Consider the following 20,615-nt stretch of genomic DNA (forward strand, 5'->3'; position numbering starts at 1 on the left):
TATTGTACTAGTTCACAGTAATCTCATATACAAAATAAATTAATCTTTCCCTTCAAGAATAGTCCAATTAACTTGTGTACCTTTTTTTAAATCTTTATTTACCTTTTTCCCTAAAAAATCATTCAAATATTTAGGATGCATCCCATAGCCAGGTCTTACACTTCTAATATTTTCAGAAGTAAGCATTTCACCTTTTTTTATATCTTTAGATATATAAAGACTTCGAGCAAATTGTCTTGATTTTTTCTTTTTAGAGGTCATACTGTAGTCTACTTTTCCAAGAAGTTTTTCAGTATCCCTAACTACTTTTATCATCTGTGCAAACTCTTCTTTATCTAAAGAAAATTCAGCATCAGGCCCTCCTATAGATTTATCCAAAATAAAATGTTTTTCTATAACTTTTGCTCCTAATGTTGTAGCAACAATAGGGGCAGTAGTTCCTAAGGTATGGTCGGAGAAACCTGATATAACATTAAATGTTTGGGCAAGATTTGGTATTATAACTAAGTTTGCATCTTCAAAGGGTGCTGGATATGCACTTGTACATTTTAAAAGTACAATATCATTATTCCCTGCACTTCTACAAATATCTACGGCATCTTGAATCTCATCAATAGTAGCTATACCTGTACTAATTATTATAGGTTTGCCTTTCGAAGCTACATACTTGATAAGTTCATGATCTGATATTTCAAATGATGCTATTTTGTATGCACTAGGATTAAATTGCTCTAAAAAATCCACTGCCGTTTTATCAAAAGGAGTTGAAAATATATCAATATCTAAACTTCTTGCATAATCAAATAATTGCTTATGCCATTCCCATGGTGTTGAAGCCCATTCATATAATTCATATAAACTTTTTCCATCCCAAAGAGTTCCACCTTTTACTATAAAGTCATCTTCTTTACACTTTAATGTCATAGTATCCGCTGTATATGTTTGAAGCTTAATAGCATTTGCCCCTATTTCTTTTGCTGCTTTTATAGTGTCCAATGCGTTTTGAATACATCCATTATGATTAGCACTTAATTCTGCAATTATATATATTCCATCTTTGTTTAGATCAAAATCACCTATTTTACACACAAAGGGTTCCTTAAAATTATTATTTCTAAAATTATTCAGTTTTTTATCTGAACTTAAGGGTTTCATTATACTTTTTTTCAAATTCAATTGGACTTATAAAGACTAAATAATAATACTTTGTATTAAGATTATATTAAATATATTATCATTTAATTTTTTTATTCTAATATCTCTTTAATGATATTTTTAATACTTATATCCATTTGATTTAAAATACTCACATTTATCTCTTGACCTATCAGTTCTTTTGACTTAGCAATTAATTCATCTTTATTTTTTACCCATACCATCATATTATTATCAATTTGATATTTGTCATAGTGACAAATAAAGCTTCTAGTTGAAATAGTTGGCGTACCTAAAAAACATGCTTCAGTATTAATTGTACCTCCGCCACCTATAAATAAATCTGCAAATTTTAATAAGTGTTGTATTTTTACTTTTTCTTCAAGTACAATAGCAAAGGGAAATTCATCTTTTAAATAACTACTTTCATATCGTGGTATGATTATGATATTAACATTTAATTTTTGTTGTATTTGCTCTAGTGATTCATATAAAAAAGGATACTTTTTATTTACATAGCTTGACTTATATTCTTCCTCTCTTATAACAATTGTTTTTTTTGAGTAATCCATAGGATAGTTTTTTAATATTCTATAAACATACTCTTTATTGTAATTAAACTTTTTTAACCAGATAAGAGGGTCTATAAAATCGTATTGAAAAATCTGCTCATCATCAAGACCAAATCTTTTTATAACTTGATCTGGCACAACAAAAGGCTTAAACATTTTAGCAGCTAAAGGTATTGTAAGTCTAGCTTGAGGAAGAGCCTTTTTAAAATTTTCATTGAAATCAGATAAAGGTATATCATAAAAGTTATATATAGGTATTCCCAAACCAAAAGCTGCTCGGCAAGCATCTACGGAAGATAGACAAACCAATTTCTCAATATTATGATGTGCTAGATAATCAATAATTTTAAACTGTCTATCAAGTGATGTTTTATACTTTGATATAAGACAATTTCCACCAAAATTTCCAATATTTTCAAATTCCAGATTATAAAGTTTTAATAACTCTACAGTCTCTTTGTATCCTTCACCACCTCTTGTGGTAATAAGTGTATTTTTATGTTTTTGTATCTCTTTTATTATTGGCTCAAAAAAAAGCACAGACTTTGGTGTGACGAGATCAAACCATATAATCCCTTCTGCCTTTTGTTTCGTTCTCATTAATACACCTTTTTAAACCATTTAGCAAATATAAAAAGATTCCAAATATGCTGTTTAAATCTCTTTTCTTTGGATTCATTAAATAAAAATCTTATAAAATCTTCATTAAAAATATTTAATTTTTTATTTACTTCTAAAATAGTGTGAAGAATATCTTCTTTATACTCTTCATATAACCACTCAATAAAAGGAGAAGAAAAACCTTTTTTTCTTCTGTGTACTATTTCATTAGGTAAATATTTTAATGCTACTTGCTTTAAAAGATATTTATTTGTATTTCCTTTCTTTAGGTTTTCACCTACACTTAACATATACTCAACTAGATGGTAATCTAAAAAAGGTGCTCTTAATTCTAAAGAATTTGCCATTGACATTCTATCTAATTTTGTCATTAATACTTCTGCAATCCATATCTTAAAATCTATATATGTAAGCCACTTATATGGAGGATAAGTACATTTCATATAATTTTCTACATGGTTTTTAATTTTATATTCTTTAAGAACTCTTTGTTTCTGATTCTCACTAAAAGTTTCTCCATAAGTTTGATAAATATGTCTTTTTTCAAAAGCTCTGTTATTATATTCCCACTCTTTAGTAAAAGTAAACAGCTCTTTTGAACCTTTACTTTGATAATAATTCAACATTGTAAAATAATTATCATAACCTAAAAAGCTCTCATCACTTCCCTCTCCAGAAAGAGCAACTTTAATACCTTGGTTATGAATAAACTCACTTAAAAGATATGTTGGAATAGCCGCTGAATCACCAAAAGGTTCATCAGTATAGTCAATCATCTTATCAATGGTTTCTATATAATCTTTTCTATTAATAATCAACTCATGATGATTTGAATTAATATGCTTTGATACGACTTTTGCATAATCTATTTCACTATAGTGTTTATGTTCATCATAACCTATACAAAAGGTATTTATCTTATTTTTTGAAAACTTTGAATATAGAGCAGAAGTTAAAGATGAATCAATTCCACCTGAAAGTAAAGTTGCAACTTCAACATCTGAAACTAGCCTTTGATTAACACTATTTATTAAAATATCTTCTATATCATTTAAAACTGTCTCTTCATTTCTTTTAACATTTTTAATATTATCAATATCATAATATTTTTTAATTTTAAAGCTAGTTTCATCAAAAATTAAAAAATGCCCTGCTGGTAATTTTTTTATATCTTCATAGAAAGTATTATCTTCAATAGGTGTTAAAAATGATAGGTATTGTGATAAAGCTTTTTGATTTAAATTTGGAGTTGAATCAAGTAATTTTAAAATAGACTTTATCTCACTTGCATAAATAAACTTATCATTTTTTAAATAATAATAAAAAGGTTTTTTCCCAAATCTATCCCGAGCACAAAAATATCTACCTTTTTTTATGTCATAAATAGAAAAAGAGAACATTCCATTAATTTTATTTAAAAAGTTTTCTCCATATTTTTGATAAAGTCTTATTAAAACTTCTGTATCACTTTTAGTTATACACAAAAGTTTTTCTTCTTTTATTATCTCTTTATAATTATAAATTTCTCCATTAAAAATGATAATAATATCATCAAAAACCATAGGTTGATTAGCTTCACTTTCTAAATCAATAATAGCTAATCTAGTATGTCCAAATTGACAATTCTCATATTCATATAAACCTAAATTATCTGGACCTCTATGATTTAAAAGTTTTAAAGAATCAAGAAAAAAAGATGATTTAAAATTTGTACCTAAGATACCACACATTATATTTTCTCACAAATATAATCTATTTCATCCTCAGTTAAATAAGGATTCATCGGTAAACTTATTATCTCTTTAGAAATTTTTTCACTAATTGGAAAATCTCCCTTTTTATAATTTAAAAAATTGAAACACACTTGTAAATGAAGTGGTATTGGATAATGGATAGATGTAGGAATTCCTACTTCTTTTAATCTTGCTTGTAAAATATCTCTATTTTCTGTTCTAATGGAAAATTGAGCCCATGTTGAAGTACAATTATGTTCAACAAAGGGAAGAATAATATTCTCTTTAAATGAAAGTTTTTTTAAGTATTTTTTAGCAACTTCTTCCCTGAGTAATAGCTCATCATTAAAATATTTTAACTTAACATTTAAGATTGCAGCTTGTATAGTATCTAATCTTCCACCAATACCAATATATTTATGATGATACCTTTTATTTTGTCCATGAACTCTCAGTTGCTTTAATTTTTGTGCTAATTCTTTATTGTTTGTAAAAAGTGCGCCCCCATCTCCATAACAACCTAAGGGTTTAGCTGGAAAAAAAGATGTGATTGAAAGGTCTCCTAAACAACTGTCTTTTATTCCATTATGTGTGGCACCAAAACTTTGTGCTCCATCAATTACAACTTTTAGATTGTATTTTTTTGCAATATTTACTATTTCATCAATTTTAGGTGGTTGTCCATATAAAGCTACAGGAATTATAGCTTTAGTTCTATTAGTAATTTTTTCTTCTATTAAATTAGGGTCTATATTATAAGTTTTATCATCAATATCTACAAAAACTGGTTTTGCACCAATTAAAGCTATAGTTTCAGCAGTTGAAATAAAAGTAAAAGGTGTAGTTATAACTTCATCACCCTCTTTAATATTTAAAGCTAATAAAGCTAAAAGAAGAGCATCCGTTCCGGAAGAGCATGCTATTGCATATTTTGCATTAGTAAATTCTTCAAGATTTTCTTCTAAAATATTTATCTCTTCACCCATTATGTAATTAGATTTATCTAAAACATTTTGAATAGCTTTATCTATCTCTTTCTTATAAAGTTGATATTGATATTGTAGGTTAGCAAAATCTATTTTCATGAACCTATCATTCCTACTTGTTTTCCCCAGGGAAACTCAATTTTGTGAGCACATAACATAGAACAAGGTTGACACTCTTTTTTTTCTACTTTTTTCAAAACATCTAAAGCTTTCTTAGATTCTAATAATAGATCTAAATCTCCATTAAAATCTTTTAGATTACCCATTTTTAAAAACTCTAAACACTCATTACAAGGGAAAACATTTCCATATGGGTCAATAACTAAAGAGCGACTTCCCATAAAACAATTAAAAAAAGGTACACTATTTTTATAAATTGATTTTGCCCATAACCAATTTGGTTTTCGTCTTTCATCTAACCAATTCACCTTAGTAAGTAAAGATTCTATCTCTTTTAACTCATTATTTGTATAACTATATATTTTATCTCTATTTCGAAGTAATCCTGCATTTCTAGAATATCCTATAAAATAACCAATTTCTAACTCTTTTGCAAATTCAACTAACCATGGAATATCTTTATAATTCTCCTTGTAAACAATCATTGTTAAACGGATTTGTATTCCCAAACTCTTCAAAAGATTAACAGTTTCTATTACTTTTTCATAACCATTTTTAACTAATCGTACTTTTTCATAATTCTCTTTTGAACCATCAAGAGAGATATCTATTCTAAAATTTTTAGAGCTGATATATTTTAAACATTCTTTTACAACCTCATAATGTTTTTGAGGATACCACCCACTAATATTTGTGTGAAGAAAGGCATCTTTTTTATATTTTGAAATAACTCTTACTACCTCAACATATTTTGGTGAAAGTTGCGATTCTCCGGCAGTTAAATCAAAATAATTTGTTTTTTCTAAATATTTTGATTGAATAGTTTTTTCAAAGATTTCAATCTCTATTTCATTATTTGTGATTTCATTTTTTTCATACTGCCAAATATTACAATTAACACACTTTCCTGGACAAAATAATGAAACCATATAATTTATATCTTCTATTTGATATTTCATTTTAACTTCTTATTTTTATGTATTCAACTAACTCTTCTAATTTTTTATCTAATGATATTTTTCTTGCTTCAAAATGAAGAGATTCAATATTTGTTCGATTTTGTTTTTTTAAAAATTTAATTATATTTTTTACATTTAGAGGTATATCATCAAATGATTCCATTAAATATGCCTGTTTAATATTCTCTTTTCCATCAATTCCATGATCTTCATGGGCTAAGACAAAAGGTAATCCCCAAGCCATAAAATCTAAAGTTTTTAAAGTATTAACTTTACCACCTTGCTTTCGATGAACTGCTAAATCATTTATGCCTAAATCAATTTTATTAATATATTTGTTAATTTCTATAATTGGAATAAATCCTAAATAGTTAATTTTGACATACTCTTTTACAAATTTTAAATCATAATATTCTAAAATCTCTTTAAATCCTTCAATATCAGTTCCACCAACATAAAGTTCAAAAAGGGTTTTCTTTGATTCTTTTAAATAGTTTTCTAGACCTAAAAGAAGTCTATCATAACCTGAGTATTCATATTTTCCATATTTTGAAGACATAAGTAAAAAAGAGATATGAGTCTCATCATACTTTTTAAAATCCCTTTTTTTATAATTGTTAATAAATATACTATTATTCATAACATAAATATTATCAATTTTTCCCTCATAATATCCATTATCATAAGATAAAATAGAGAAAGGAACACTTTTCATTGCTTCTAAATTATATCGATTAGATAATTTATAATAAAGTGGTTTTTCTATAGTTGTTTCTTCAATTGGTGGAGTTGGATATTCTAAAATAGGTTTAAATCTTTTTATAAAATTAAAAATCTTTTTTGAAACAAAATCCATTCTCAATATAATATAATCAGGATTTAATTGAGAAACTTTTTTTACTAACTCATCATAAATATTCTCCCAAACTCTCATTGCAGAAAATTTTTGATTTAAAAATGTTCCTCTTAAGAAATAAATATTTTTATTCTCTTCAAAATTATTAAATCCAAGAGGAGAAATAAAAATTAAATGATAATTAATATTCCCATTTTTCTCAAAAACTTTATAATAATTCATATATTTTTGATATATATTTGTACCACCATTTACCCCTATATAAACAATATGTATTAATTTCATACTCTATTTTCCAAATCTATTTTTCCAAGATTCAAATAAACTTATTGCTTTATTTTGCTCATCTTCATTCATAGGAGGGTTTGAAGTAACATTTTCAATCAAACCTATTTTAGGGATAATCATATTATCTTTTAAATACTTATCACAAATAAAAGTTAACTCTTCATTTTCAATTAAATTACATTTATATTTAATATCTTCAATTCTATCATTTAAATTTATTTCAACTAATTTCTCTTTTATAATTGCTCCTGCATCAATTCTTTTATCAATAAAATGTGTAGTTATATATAAAGGGATTCTTTTTTGTATACTCCAATATAAAGAATCTAAACCACTAGATTCTGGAATTTTTCCAGGATGAAGATTTATTATACCATGACTAAAACTATTAATGATATTCTCTTTTAAAATTCTTGCACCTGAAATAATTCCTAAATTTGCATTGAGTTTTTCTATTAAAGTTAATGATTCATTACTGTTATGAGTAACAACAAAATATGGAATATCATATAAATCACATAACTCTTTTGGGTGAAAGATTGGTGGATTAGAAATACTTCTTTTATAAATCTTGTTAGGTAAATGTAACTTTACACTTGGTGCAGCCAAATATCCTACAACTTCAATACCATACTTTTTTAATATATGTAAAAAATCTTCACTTTTTTTGTGGGGGAAGTCATAGCCAAAAACAACCACTTTATACATCATTAAACCTCATGCAAAGAGGATGGTAATCACCCTCTATTCTAGATAAAGAACAATTTCTAATATCTGAAGCTACACAAATTGAAGATAATGAGTCTTCTAAAGAAAAACCTTGATTATCTAATATCATTTCATAACTTTTTGTATGTAAGTCAGTAAAACCATCAGAAAACTCTAACTGCTTACTATCGATACAGATATTCCTATAAGTTCTTTGACCTTTTTGTTTAATATTAGTTGGTAGAAAAGATTCATTTATAGATAAAAACCATCTAACTCTTGCATATTTTAATTCTAAAAAACCTGAATGAACATCTTCTTTTTTAATATGAACTTTACTATTTTGTACCTCTCCAAAAATATCAATTAACATATCAAAGAAATGAATACCTATATTTGTAGAAACTCCACCTGATTTAATTAAATCATTTTTCCAAGAATAAAAATACCATTTACCCCTAGATGTAATATAAGTTAAATCAATATCAAATATTTTAGAAGGGTTTTCTTTTAATTTAGCTTGTACCTTTTTCTTCAAATCTTGAATAGTAGGATGTAGTCTAAGCTGTAAAATTGTATTAACATCTTTATTATACTCTTTTTCTATATCCATAAGTTTATATACATTATTGGGATTTAAAACTAAAGGTTTTTCACAAATTGCATGGGTATTACTTCTTAATGCAAATCTAATATGAGAATCATGTAAATAGTTAGGAGAACAAATTGAAATATAATCAATTTTATCTTTAGTATTTCGAAACTTATCAACATATCTATCAAATCTTTCAAACTCTGTAAAAAAAGCGCAATTTGGGAAAAAGCTATCTAAAATACCTACACTATCATGTTTATCTAAAGCGACATCTAAATAATTATTTGTATCTTTTATAGCCTTTAAATGTCTTGGTGCAATATATCCTGCAACTCCTATTAATGCAAACTTTTTCACAAAAACCTCATCCATTTTTTTTTACTTTTAATACATAATGTACACTTTTGTCTAAAGCATTTCTATAATCATGCTGTATAACGTCAAAACCATTTTCTTCAAAACTTTTATAAAGATATTCTTTATCATAAAAAAATCGATAAATATAATCATCATTTTCAAACTGATACATTTTTTTTATCAATGGAGGAATACAATCGTAAAATACTACAAGAGTTTTATCATGACATCTACTAATTAAATTTTTAAGTAATAAAGACAAATCTTCACAGAACATAATACAACTTCTTAATAAAATCACATCAAACTCTTCTTCGAAAAGCTTATTTCTTTTATCATTTAAATCAAATACAATTGCAGGTATCTTTAATCTATTTCTAGCGTATTTTACAACTGTTTCATTAATTTCTGTTAAATATGCTCGTGCACCAAATTTTTCAAATTTCTTTACAAAATGACCATTCCCACCACTTATATCTAAAATCTTCTTATCTTGAAAATTAAATCCATCTACTTCAAAAATATCTTCCATCTCTAACATAAAGTTTTGGAAAACATAAGATTGTTTTTTAATATGTCCAAAGTTAATAAAATAATCATAAAATTCTTGAGTATAACTTACATCTTTTTTAGGAAGACTAAAGGCATTTGTACAATATTTACAAACATACCATTTATGTTTAGCCGTATCATATTCTTCAAATTCAGTTTCTTCCTTACATATTTGACATCTCATGAATCATACTCCTTTTTAATATATTCATTAAACCATTTTTCATCTAATCTTAATTTTTTTAAAACATATTTCTTATCATTAATTAATTCAACTTCATCATATATTGGTTTTTCTAAAATTTGCAAAGCTTCATTTCTTGTAATTTGTTTTGCTTTTATCATAGAAGATAAATGTGCTCTTCTTTTATCAATATTATATTTTGTTGGCAAAATATAGTTTTGATAAAATTTTGTAAAAATTGATTCAGAGTGTTTTCCCCCATACTCTTTCCAATCACAAAACTTATTTAATATTTTTTTTGCATCTTCTTTATTATAATCTATATGATTCAAAGGAGAAATAAACTCAATATCAATAAGTTTTTTATTGATGTAAGGATATGTTTTAAAATCATTAATTCCATAATTAAATGCTGTCTTTTGAATTAAACTAAAATCCATTTTATCATGAACCCAATCTCTTGGAAGAATTGACTCACTTTGATAATTTTGTCCACTAACTGAGTATTTAATCTTGAATTTTTCACATACTATTTGTTGTATTGCATTCATTGCATGATCCGTAACCATTTCTAAATCAATATTATCTGAATAAAAAAATGCCCTTTGTAACTCCCTAAACTCTTCCCAATCAATTATGTAAGTGTATAAATCAAGATTCAGTTTTTTTACAAGAAGCTCAATATTATGAATAGCTGCCTCACTATTCCATCCATTATCACAATGAACTACCAAAGGTCTTAAGTTTAGCTTCACTACACAATAATAAAGTAAAAAAGAGCTATCAACACCTCCACTAAGTCCTAATATAACATCATAATTACTATTTTTCTGATTTAATTTTATATCTTCAACTTTAGAGATTAAATCTGCAAATGATTTTTGTTTAATTCCTCTTTGTTCATACCAGTGACAATGTGAACAAATACCATTTTCATCAAATTCAATAGATGGATCACTTGTATCCATAACACATTTAGAACAAACTTGATACTCTCTAAACATAGTTATGTCCATTGTTTATTTTTTTGATTATATATTCTCTATCTTCCAAACTCAAATATTGTAATAAAACACTCTTTAATTTAGTTAAGTATAAAAAATAAGAACCTATAGCAAATGCTTTAATATTTGTATTGTTAATTACTTCAACAATATCATCTAAGCTTCCCATTCCTCCTAGAGCAATTAATTCACAATTTAGCTCTTTAAATTTTGATAAAAGTTCAGTATCGTAACCCATCATCATTCCATCATGATTTACTGAATTTATAACTATCTCACCAATACCTAAATTTATCAAAACTTTAATATGTTTTTGTAAATTTTCATTTTTTACTAAGTTATTTTTATAATCAAATAAAAAATATTCATTATTAACATTAACTATATCCAAACATACAGAAACACTTTGCGACCCAAATAAATTAATCAACTTTGATATAAAATCATAATCAAATGAATTTCTACCTATAATTAATTTTTCTATACCCAAATTTATCAGTTTAAATGCATCCTCAATATTTGAGATATTCCCTCCATATGATATGGGTCTAGTAAATTCATCAACCATGTCTTTTAGTAGTTGGAAATTTATCATATTTTTATTAATTGCGCTTTTATCTAAAATAATAAGTTCATCTACATTTTTTTGATTAAATATTTTAATACTATTAATTGGGTCCCCAATGTATCTATCAAACTTAAATTGTTTTGTTTTAATTACTTTATTTTCACTCAATAAAATCACAGGAGAAATTCGTAAAGGAATCATTTAAACTCCTCTACAAAATATTTTAAAAAATCTAAACCAAGGTCTCCACTAATTTCTGGATGAAATTGACAAGCTAAAATATTCTCTTTTTTAATAATTGCTGGAATTTTCATATTATAAATAACATAATCTATCTCACAATTTTCTTCTTTAACCTCTAGGAAATATGAGTGAGAGAAGTAATATTTTTTTTCATTTACATAATTAAAACCAATATGTGGAACTTTATATATCTCATCTGAATTTATTTTTTTTACTTTAGCATTAATAAAACCTAAACCTTTAAGAGTACCTTCTTCACTACTAACACTAAAAAGTTGCATTCCTAAACAAATTCCTAAAATTGGTTTTTTATCTTCTAATACTATTTTTTTTAAATCTTGAACAATTGGTTTCAAAATCTTCATTGCAGAATCAAAACTACCAATTCCAGGTAAGATTAATTTATCACACTTTTCTAATTCATCATACTCTTTTACTATTTTAACTGATGCATTAATTGAATTTAAGGCATTAAATAAAGAATTTAAATTATTAGCTTTAGTATCTATAATTCCAATAGTCATCTATGCTCTTTCTCATTTATATATGAAAACAAAAACTCTGCATATTTAAAATCTATTTCGGTATCAATATCAATGGATACATCTTTATCCATTTCAAAAGCAAAAATATTATTATTTAAAAATACACTATCTACTTTACTAAAACTCTCTACTTTACAAATATAAATTGCGCCATTAAGTCTATAATATTTTTCTAAATCTTGACTTTTACTATTTGTAGGAATATTTTGAAGGAAAAGAGACATATCTTTTGAAGGAGGAAGAATACCAGTCCATTGTATTGGGTGTTCAACTTCACAAACAGATACAACTGCTTCTGCATTTTTATTAAACAAAAATTCTATTGCATTATCAATATGGATTTCATTTCTTAAGGGAGAAGTTGGTTGTAAATAAATTAAATATTCAAATTCCATAAGAAGATTGTTTTTATAAAATTCTAATGTATGCTTTATCACTTCATCTTTAGTTGTGTTATCTCTAGATATCTCTTTTGGTCGTAAGAATGGAGTTTTAGCACCAAATTTTTGAGATATCAATTTTATTTTTTCATCATCTGTACTAACCATAACTTCATCAACATATCTACTTTTACTAGCTGCTTCAATACTCCAAGAAATCAAAGGCTTTCCATTTAACTCTAATATATTCTTATTTTTAACTCTTTTACTCCCACTTCTTGCAGGAATTATTGCCAAAATTTTCTTATTTTGATACATTTTTTAAGACTTCTTCAATTTCATCTTTACTTTTTAAGCTTTCATAAGTAGGTAAATTTAAACCTCTTTTTGAAAGGGCATGGGAAATAGGTGTTGAAGAATTACAATATTCTTTATAAATTTCCATATCACTTAAAGGATAAAAAAATGGTCTCGCGTCAATTCCATTATCTTTTAATTTTGAAATAAATTCATCCCTATTTGTTTCTTCAGAAACTAAAGCACTAACCAACCAAGTAACCCTTTCTCTTTTTTCTAAATCTACTTGAAATTTGAAATTACTTTTTGTAAGTACTTTCTTATATGTTATTTCATATTTTCTTCTATTTTCATGAATCTCGTCTATTCTTTCTAATTGAGCAAATCCTATTGATGCTTGTAAATTTGTTAATCGATAATTAAACCCAACTACATCATTCCAGTATCGTCTTTTTTTATTCATTCCATGATCTCTTAATATTCTCATTTTTTCATCAAGAATTTTACTTTGGGTAACACACATTCCACCTTCACCAGTAGTTATAATTTTATTACCAAAAAAAGAGAAACATCCTATATCCCCAAAACTCCCTACTTTTTTATTATCATATTTCGAACCATGAGCTTGGGCACAATCTTCTATAACTTTCAGATTATACTCTTTAGCTATATTCATGATTTCATCCATATTACACACTTGTCCATACAAATGTACAGGAATAATTGCCTTAGTTCTTGGAGTAATTGCTTTTCTAATCTCTACTGGGTCAATACACCAACTTTCCTCTTCTACATCAACAATTACAGGAGTTGCTTTTGAATGAAGTACAGCATTTATAGTTGCTGAAAATGTTAAATCTGGGATTATCACTTCATCTCCTTCCTTAACATCTAAGGTCACTAAAGCCAAATGAAGTGCAACCGTTCCATTAGATACAGCAACACCAAAAGAGCTGTCAACATAAGAAGAAAATCCCTCTTCGAATTTTGTAATATATTCGCCACTACTTGAAATCCAGCTACTTAAAAAAGCATCAATAAGATACTTAAATTCATTTCCATTTAAATTTGGTATTGCAATTGGGAAATTTATATTTTGCCTATATTCAAAATAATCAACTACTTCCATTTTATCATTTACCAAAGGAATTATCTTAACCCTATCTGATATTTTACTAATTAAACTTTTATGTGACTCGTTAATTTTTCCATAGGTGAAATCATCTTTTAAAATTGAAAATATTTTTTCACTTAATAGAATATCCTTTAATAATGCTCTTCTTATATCTCCATCAGTAACCACACCACATAATCTATTTGTATCATCAACAATAAAAGATATCCCCATAGCATTATCATTAATAACTTTCATAACGTCAAGTAAACTTGCATCAACATTAGATAACATTTTTTTAATCATTATAAACCTTTTGTAGAACCTCAATACTATTTTTAATATCATTTAATCCACTGTAAATTTCAAGTGTTATATCTTTATTTGTCAAATCATTTTTTTTTAAAATATTTATTAATTCTGATTCTTTTTCTATAGAAAGATTTAAATCTTGTAAGCCATCATTATCACTTAAATGTAAATAATTTGTCTGTTTAATCATATTTGACAACTCACTTTCAAAAACTAAACCTAAAGTTTGGCAGCTCACTTTTAAATGAGCGATATCCAAAAGAAGTTTAAAATTTATAAATTCTTTTAATTCTTCAAACTCTTTATAATTAGTTAGCATAAATGGATTAATTTCTTCATATGTTTCAAGATTTAACGAAGAGAAAACATTGTTTTCTAAATATAATTCAATATGAGTAAACTCTTTTTGTAATATATTAAAACCTTCACAAAATCTTTTTATTGATTTCTTTTTATCAAAAATATCTTCTTTTGAAAGTTTCTTACCTATATGATTTATGCTAATATCTATAAAAAAACCAGCATGAAACCCAAACTTTGAAGAGGATAATTTATTACTCAAAGTTAATGAATTTATTAAATGCTCTAAACTTTTATTAAAAATTTCATCATTTAAAGATGCTAAGTTTACTACAAAGTGCTCTTTAGGAGGAGGAAAATAGTTATGACATAAATAATTTAAGTCATATTTATTTTTTAACTCTAATAAATCCTCATCAAAACCATCATAATATTCTGTACCACCGGAAAGTTCAATATTTTTAAATCCATTATCTACTAATTCTTGAATAGAATCTTTTATTTTTTTATGCTTTACGCAAGAAGAAGAGATATAAATCAATTTACTCTCCTTGCAGGATTTCCAACATAAGTTCCTGCCTTAGTAATATTTTTTATAACCACACTACCTGCACCAATAATAACATCACTACAAATATTTATTTTATCAATAATTGTAGCATTAGCTCCAATAAAACATCTATCTTCTATGCATACTCTACCGCATAGTTTGGCTCCTACTGAGATATGGTTATGATTTCCAATTTTAACTTCATGTTCTAATATTGCTGATGTATTAATAATATTATTATCTCCAATTTGAGAAGAAGAATTTATATAAGCATTTGCAAATATTTGATTTGAACTTCCTAATGTGACACTTTTTTCTATATAGCTTGTTTTATGAAAAAGATTCTCTCTAATAATCTTTTTATTAAATTGATTAAAGTACTTTTCCCTTAAAATATTATCCCCTATAGATAAAAGAATTTTCTCTTCGTCACTAATGGCAGAAAGTGAACCAGTTACTTTTACACCCTCAATTAGTTCATTTTCTTCATAACTAAAATTTTCATCATAAATTCTTAATTTAGAGGATTGAAATTTATTTTTTAAAAGATTTAATAAAGATCGAGTATGCCCTCCTGCACCTATAATCGCAATTTTACTCATAAACTAATAATCTCATCTTTTACAAAATCTTCTTTAGCCTTTTTCCCAACTATTTCATTAAAATAAATTGGAGAAATACCAACTCCTCCTGTTCTTTTTGCAATAATATTATTTTCAGTAAAGAGTTCTCCTTTCTTTATTTCCAATTTAGCTACAAGACATTTTTGTAAAGAAGCCCTTGTTTTAGTCTCACTCAAGGTTGGTTTTTTAATATCACTTCCCATAAATGAATCAACTTTTCTAACTAATCTAACAAACTCTTTTAACTCATCAGGAGACAATGAAGCTTTATGATCAGGCCCTTCTAATGCTTTATTCAAAGTAAAGTGTTTCTCAACTACCTTAGCTCCCATAGGAATTGCAAAAGCTGCCGCACCTAACCCTTGAGTATGGTCACTATACCCTAACAATATATCAAAGTTATTTTTAAAAGTATTCAAAACTTCTAAATTTGCTTCACTATCTTCAATTGGATAATTTGCTGTACATTGCATAAGAACAACATCTTTATTATATTTATATATAGTTTCTAAAGCCATTTTAACTTCACTTAAAAAACTCATACCTGTTGATAAAAATATAGGTTTATTTTTTAAAGCTACTTTTTTTAGAAAAGGTAGATTAGTTATATCCGTTGAAGCTATTTTATATGCAGGTAAATTAAGTTCATCAAGTTCATCCAAGCTTAATTCATCAAAAGGTGTAGTTAAAAAGATTATACCTTTTTTTTCACTATAATTTTTTAACTCTAAGTTTTGTTCCTTTGTCACTTCAAGCTTTTTTAACATCTCTATTTGAGACTCATTAGAATTAGTTGTTTTTTCTTGATAAGGAGCTTTTCTTACCGAATCTAAAATCAAGTGTTCACTTTTAAAAGTTTGAAATTTCACAGCATCTGCTTCTGCCTCACTTGCTAAATCTATTAATCGTTTTGCAATATTAATATCCCCACCATGGTTTACCCCTGCTTCAGCGATTATAAAACTAGCAGATTCCTTTAAAATCTCTTTATTCCCTATTTTTATATTTTTATTAAATTTCATATACTTTACTCAATATCTAATTTATCAAAATTAATAGACTCTAAATAACTATTTAAGCTATTAGACATTATATAATTATTCATATTTAACTGTCTATTCTGTCTTTGTATTGTTTTTCTAGCAAACTCTTTAGAAATATTATTTTCTAAAGCAAATCCAAAAAATATTGCTAATTTTGTAGATTTCTCTTTTTCTCTTTTTTCTTTGAAATATTCAAATTTATCTTTGCCAATATTTGAGCTTTTTTTCTCTATTTCTCTACAGACATTTTTGTCATCTTCATCTAAATAATAACCCTTATGTTTTAATCTTTGATCAAAAATTATAACATCACCTTTATTTGATTTTATATTTATAGGTTTTTTAAATAGTTTTTCATCAAACTCTTTATGAGAGCCAGGCACTACACTTAAACCATACTCATTTAAGTCATGATTTTGAAGGTAGATTCCAACCTTATAAATTTTTGCCAAATTAAATATTTTTTCATCTTCAAAACCATCAATATAATCCGAAGACAAATCTCTATGCCAATTATTAAACATATTATATGATAAATCATTATGATAGATATACTTTATATCTCCAATTATACCTTTTAAATACTCTACAAGCTTTTTATTCAATACTACTCTAAGTTCAGGAACATACTCAAAAAAATTTGTAATTACTTTTCCACAATTATGATAAAAGAACTTATTTCTTTCATCTGAAAAATATTCTATTGCTATATTATTAAAAGTATCAATCTCTTCACTACTAAAAAAATTTTCTAGAATTATATAACCATGTTCAGATAAATCTTTTTTATAATTTTTCATCTAAATTCCTTAAATATATAATTGATGTTTTTTTCTAAACTTTCTTTATAATTTACAAATGATAATTTTTTGGTACCTATATTTTTTTTATTTATTAGCAAAGTATAATTCTCTTTATTATTAACTATTTTTAAATAATCCAATTTTTTAAAATAATCATAATACATTGTTGAATAATTTTCAATATTAATAAGTATCGTTGGTTTTCCAAACACTAAAGATTCATAAGCACAAGTAGAATAAACAGTTGTATGAATATCACTATTTAACAAAATTTCATAGCAATTAAATTCAGGCATTGTATAAAAATTTCTTGTATACTCTATTTTCTCTTTATTCGTTCTAGGGATTAAAATAAATAAGATTCTTGTATTTATTTTAGCTACATCTTTAATAAACTCAATTAATTTTAATTCAACAGTATCTTGACTTGATATGGATACTATTTTTGAAAAAGTTTTTTTTAAAGTTCTAAAAGCTTCTATTTTTTCTATTTTTTTATTTAAAAAATCTAAATGATAATTCCCTTGAATAAAAATATTTTTATTTTCATACATACTTTTATTAGATAAATACTCTTTATCTAATTGGCTAAATACTAAAAAATAATTTGGCTGAAAAAGAGATTCAATTTCAAAGTTTGTATCATAAGCAAAATGACCAATAACCGATCCATGTTGCACTTCAATGATAGGGATATTTAACTCTCTTGCAGCTAAGATAATATTTAACTTTCCTATATAACCATCTATAAATATAGTTTTAGGTTGTAATTCGTTTAATATCTTTTTTATTGAGAAATAATACTTGAAAAAATTTTGCAATTTATTTTTATAATCAAATTTTATACCTAATATTTTAAAAATTTTCAGGAGCAGTTCTTCATTCTCTATTTTAAAATCAAACAATTCACTATCAATTTTACTTTTTAGTAGAGTATTATAATCAAAAACATTTTTTGAATATAAAGTAAATTCTTGTAAATCTTCTAAAAAAATAGATGAATTTTGTCCCAAATAATCTGCAATAGGATCAAGAATAGGATCAAGATATTTATTATTATATAGCCTTCTATTTATAGAAGATGTAAACATAAGATTTTTATTTTTATTATTTTCTAAATTTAATATTTCAAATTTTTTTTCAACTACAAGCTTTTCATCTTTGTACTCTATATTTTTTCTAATTTCAGAAGTCTTTACAATATTAAATAAGATATTTCTAACTATCATCCAAATAGAAATATTATTTACTCTAATTGAATTTATAGGATATTTTTTTTCTATTTCTATAATTTCTTGATAAGTCATTAACTAATTTTCACTCTTTAACTTACGAACTTCAATACCTTCAATCATTAAAAAATTTAAACCTGTATCTAAAAAATCATCTATTGCATCTTGAGGAGATTCAATAATTGTTCTTCCATGTTTATTAAATGAAGTATTTAACAAAACACCATAACCTGTTAAATTTTTAAATTCACTCAATATTTTATAGTAGTTTGGGTTACTTTCATGAGTTACAAATTGAACACGAGCAGTATTATCTATGTGAACTGCACAAGGAATTTTATCTATAAATTCCTCTTTCATTATAAATGCACATGTCATATCTTTATTTATATAAGAATTTTCAAATAATCTTTCCCTTTCATCTATCATTATACTAGGACAAAAAGGTTGATAAAAAGGCCTATTTTTAACTTCTACATTTAATTTATTAATACTATTTTTGTTTAAAGGATTACCTAAAATTGATCTATTTCCTAGTGCTCTAGGACCCCATTCCATTTTTCCATGAAAAATAGCACCTACTTCATCATTATGTATATATTCAGCAGTTTTTTTCATCCAATCTTTACCCAAGTCTTTATAAAAAATATTAGCAGTATTTTTTAAAACTGATATTATTTCCTCTTTTGAATAACTTGTTCCTAAATATTGAGTATTATATTTACGAATCCATGAAATATTTTCTTCTAATTTAGTCTCTTCTAACAATTTTAAACAAATAGAACCCAAACCTAATCCATCATCAGACATTGCTGGAATTATATATATATTATTTGTAACTTCTTCAAATATTCTCATGTTTACAATTACATTTGCAAATACTCCTCCCGATAAAACAATATTTTTGATTTTATATTTTTTTACAATAGAAGATATATAATTCACAATCGATATTTCCAAAAATTTTTGAACAGCTGCTGCAATATCTACTTTCGAAAATTTTATTAAATAATCATCAAAAGCTAGCTTATTAAAATATTTATATAACAATTTTTGATCAATATCTAGAGTTAAATTGCTCCTATCAAAAAGCAAACATTCCTTTAGTTTATAAAAAATTTCATTATCAAAATTCCCATATGCAGCTAATGCTTCAACTTTTCCCTCTTCACTAAATCTATGAAAACCTAATTTTAATGTAAAATACTCATAAATATTTCCAAGAGAATTTCCGCAATCAATATCATCAAGATAAAAGTTTTTTCTTTTAGAACCAACTTTATATTCAAATTTATCCTTAGAGCATAAAAATACTTTACTGAAATACCCATCCCCTGCACCATCAAATGTTATTGCAATTGCATGTTCATAGGGAGATAAAACAAAACTACCAAGAGCATGAGATTTATGATGATCAAAATACTCAATTTCATTTAATGATAAATCAAAAATCTTATTAATATATTTTGAAACTTCTTCAGAAATAGTTACTGCATTTTTTTGTTGTGATTTTTTTATCTCAAATAGTTTTTTACCCGCATAACTTTGATTATAAATCAACTCTTGCTCATCAAGAGATAATAATTTAAAAGAATTATGTTTTCGTACTAATTCACCTTTGTATTTTAAATTATAAAACTCTCTTAAAGCTGTTTCATACTCATACCAATTAGAAAAATTTAACTTTTTAGCATAATCTTTTTCTGCTAAACAAAAAACTATATTTTTAATTAAAGATTTTTCAAGTTTCGTATATTCAAATATATTTTCCAAAATTTTAATTGGATAAATAGTGTCATGTTTATATCTAGTTACTCTTTCAGTAGAAATAGCAAATATATAATTTTTCTCTGGACAAATTACCACAACATTTGTATCATGTCCAAAAAATTTCATCCCAATATATAACTTCACT

20 protein-coding genes are annotated in these 20,615 nt (G+C 25.5%); all 20 read right to left on the bottom strand.

Annotation, left to right across the window (positions count from 1 at the left end):
• Window positions 1–39: 39 nt before the first annotated feature.
• The gene (pseI, locus tag FDK22_RS08610) at window positions 40–1,089 is read right to left on the bottom strand and encodes a pseudaminic acid synthase (protein ID WP_228711676.1); all 1,050 of its coding nucleotides are present in this window, start codon (window positions 1,087–1,089) and stop codon (window positions 40–42) included.
• Window positions 1,090–1,247: 158 nt separating this feature from the next.
• Complete coding sequence (locus FDK22_RS08615) at window positions 1,248–2,327, bottom strand: DUF354 domain-containing protein (RefSeq protein WP_228711678.1); 1,080 nt, start codon at window positions 2,325–2,327, stop codon at window positions 1,248–1,250.
• The gene (gene asnB / locus FDK22_RS08620) at window positions 2,327–4,078 is read right to left on the bottom strand and encodes an asparagine synthase (glutamine-hydrolyzing) (protein ID WP_138152509.1); all 1,752 of its coding nucleotides are present in this window, start codon (window positions 4,076–4,078) and stop codon (window positions 2,327–2,329) included. The genes FDK22_RS08615 and asnB overlap by 1 nt, the downstream gene beginning before the upstream one ends.
• Window positions 4,078–5,166, bottom strand: a complete 1,089-nt coding sequence (locus FDK22_RS08625; RefSeq protein WP_138152510.1) for a DegT/DnrJ/EryC1/StrS family aminotransferase — start codon at window positions 5,164–5,166, stop codon at window positions 4,078–4,080. The genes asnB and FDK22_RS08625 overlap by 1 nt, the downstream gene beginning before the upstream one ends.
• Entirely contained in the window at window positions 5,163–6,146 is a 984-nt protein-coding gene (locus FDK22_RS08630) for a radical SAM/SPASM domain-containing protein (RefSeq protein ID WP_138152511.1), read from the bottom strand. The genes FDK22_RS08625 and FDK22_RS08630 overlap by 4 nt, the downstream gene beginning before the upstream one ends.
• A 1-nt stretch (window position 6,147) precedes the next feature.
• The gene (locus FDK22_RS08635) at window positions 6,148–7,287 is read right to left on the bottom strand and encodes a glycosyltransferase (protein ID WP_138152512.1); all 1,140 of its coding nucleotides are present in this window, start codon (window positions 7,285–7,287) and stop codon (window positions 6,148–6,150) included.
• A gap of 3 nt (window positions 7,288–7,290) precedes the next feature.
• Window positions 7,291–7,998, bottom strand: coding sequence for a formyltransferase family protein (locus FDK22_RS08640; RefSeq protein ID WP_171012952.1), 708 nt, complete (start codon window positions 7,996–7,998; stop codon window positions 7,291–7,293).
• Complete coding sequence (locus FDK22_RS08645) at window positions 7,991–8,965, bottom strand: Gfo/Idh/MocA family oxidoreductase (RefSeq protein WP_212744996.1); 975 nt, start codon at window positions 8,963–8,965, stop codon at window positions 7,991–7,993. Before FDK22_RS08645 ends, FDK22_RS08640 begins: the two co-directional genes overlap by 8 nt.
• Window positions 8,958–9,686, bottom strand: a complete 729-nt coding sequence (locus tag FDK22_RS08650; RefSeq protein WP_138152514.1) for a methyltransferase domain-containing protein — start codon at window positions 9,684–9,686, stop codon at window positions 8,958–8,960. The genes FDK22_RS08645 and FDK22_RS08650 overlap by 8 nt, the downstream gene beginning before the upstream one ends.
• Window positions 9,683–10,690, bottom strand: coding sequence for an N-acetyl sugar amidotransferase (locus FDK22_RS08655; protein WP_171012953.1), 1,008 nt, complete (start codon window positions 10,688–10,690; stop codon window positions 9,683–9,685). Before FDK22_RS08655 ends, FDK22_RS08650 begins: the two co-directional genes overlap by 4 nt.
• Window positions 10,683–11,459: a HisA/HisF-related TIM barrel protein gene (locus FDK22_RS08660; RefSeq protein WP_138152516.1), complete on the bottom strand. Its 777-nt coding sequence runs from the start codon at window positions 11,457–11,459 to the stop codon at window positions 10,683–10,685. Before FDK22_RS08660 ends, FDK22_RS08655 begins: the two co-directional genes overlap by 8 nt.
• Window positions 11,456–12,025 (bottom strand): imidazole glycerol phosphate synthase subunit HisH, encoded by a 570-nt coding sequence (hisH, locus tag FDK22_RS08665; protein WP_138152517.1) that lies wholly within the window; start codon window positions 12,023–12,025, stop codon window positions 11,456–11,458. The genes FDK22_RS08660 and hisH overlap by 4 nt, the downstream gene beginning before the upstream one ends.
• Entirely contained in the window at window positions 12,022–12,723 is a 702-nt protein-coding gene (locus FDK22_RS08670; RefSeq protein WP_228711680.1) for an acylneuraminate cytidylyltransferase family protein, read from the bottom strand. Before FDK22_RS08670 ends, hisH begins: the two co-directional genes overlap by 4 nt.
• A 7-nt stretch (window positions 12,724–12,730) precedes the next feature.
• A complete protein-coding gene (locus FDK22_RS08675; RefSeq protein WP_138152519.1) occupies window positions 12,731–14,143 on the bottom strand; it encodes an aminotransferase class I/II-fold pyridoxal phosphate-dependent enzyme in 1,413 nt (470 codons plus the stop codon).
• Window positions 14,136–14,990 (bottom strand): TIM barrel protein, encoded by an 855-nt coding sequence (locus FDK22_RS08680; protein ID WP_138152520.1) that lies wholly within the window; start codon window positions 14,988–14,990, stop codon window positions 14,136–14,138. Before FDK22_RS08680 ends, FDK22_RS08675 begins: the two co-directional genes overlap by 8 nt.
• A complete protein-coding gene (locus tag FDK22_RS08685; protein ID WP_138152521.1) occupies window positions 14,987–15,601 on the bottom strand; it encodes an acetyltransferase in 615 nt (204 codons plus the stop codon). Before FDK22_RS08685 ends, FDK22_RS08680 begins: the two co-directional genes overlap by 4 nt.
• Entirely contained in the window at window positions 15,598–16,644 is a 1,047-nt protein-coding gene (gene neuB, locus FDK22_RS08690) for an N-acetylneuraminate synthase (RefSeq protein ID WP_138152522.1), read from the bottom strand. The genes FDK22_RS08685 and neuB overlap by 4 nt, the downstream gene beginning before the upstream one ends.
• A 5-nt stretch (window positions 16,645–16,649) precedes the next feature.
• Window positions 16,650–17,465, bottom strand: a complete 816-nt coding sequence (locus FDK22_RS08695; protein ID WP_138152523.1) for a phytanoyl-CoA dioxygenase family protein — start codon at window positions 17,463–17,465, stop codon at window positions 16,650–16,652.
• Window positions 17,462–18,775: a hypothetical protein gene (locus FDK22_RS08700; RefSeq protein ID WP_138152524.1), complete on the bottom strand. Its 1,314-nt coding sequence runs from the start codon at window positions 18,773–18,775 to the stop codon at window positions 17,462–17,464. The genes FDK22_RS08695 and FDK22_RS08700 overlap by 4 nt, the downstream gene beginning before the upstream one ends.
• A gap of 3 nt (window positions 18,776–18,778) precedes the next feature.
• Window positions 18,779–20,614 carry a carbamoyltransferase C-terminal domain-containing protein gene (locus FDK22_RS08705; protein ID WP_138152525.1) on the bottom strand — a complete coding sequence of 612 codons (1,836 nt, stop codon included), beginning with the start codon at window positions 20,612–20,614 and terminating at the stop codon, window positions 18,779–18,781.
• Between the last annotated feature and the right edge of the window lies 1 nt (window position 20,615).

It is taken from the genome of Arcobacter arenosus (assembly GCF_005771535.1).
In the GTDB taxonomy this organism is placed as follows: Bacteria; Campylobacterota; Campylobacteria; order Campylobacterales; family Arcobacteraceae; genus Halarcobacter; species Halarcobacter arenosus.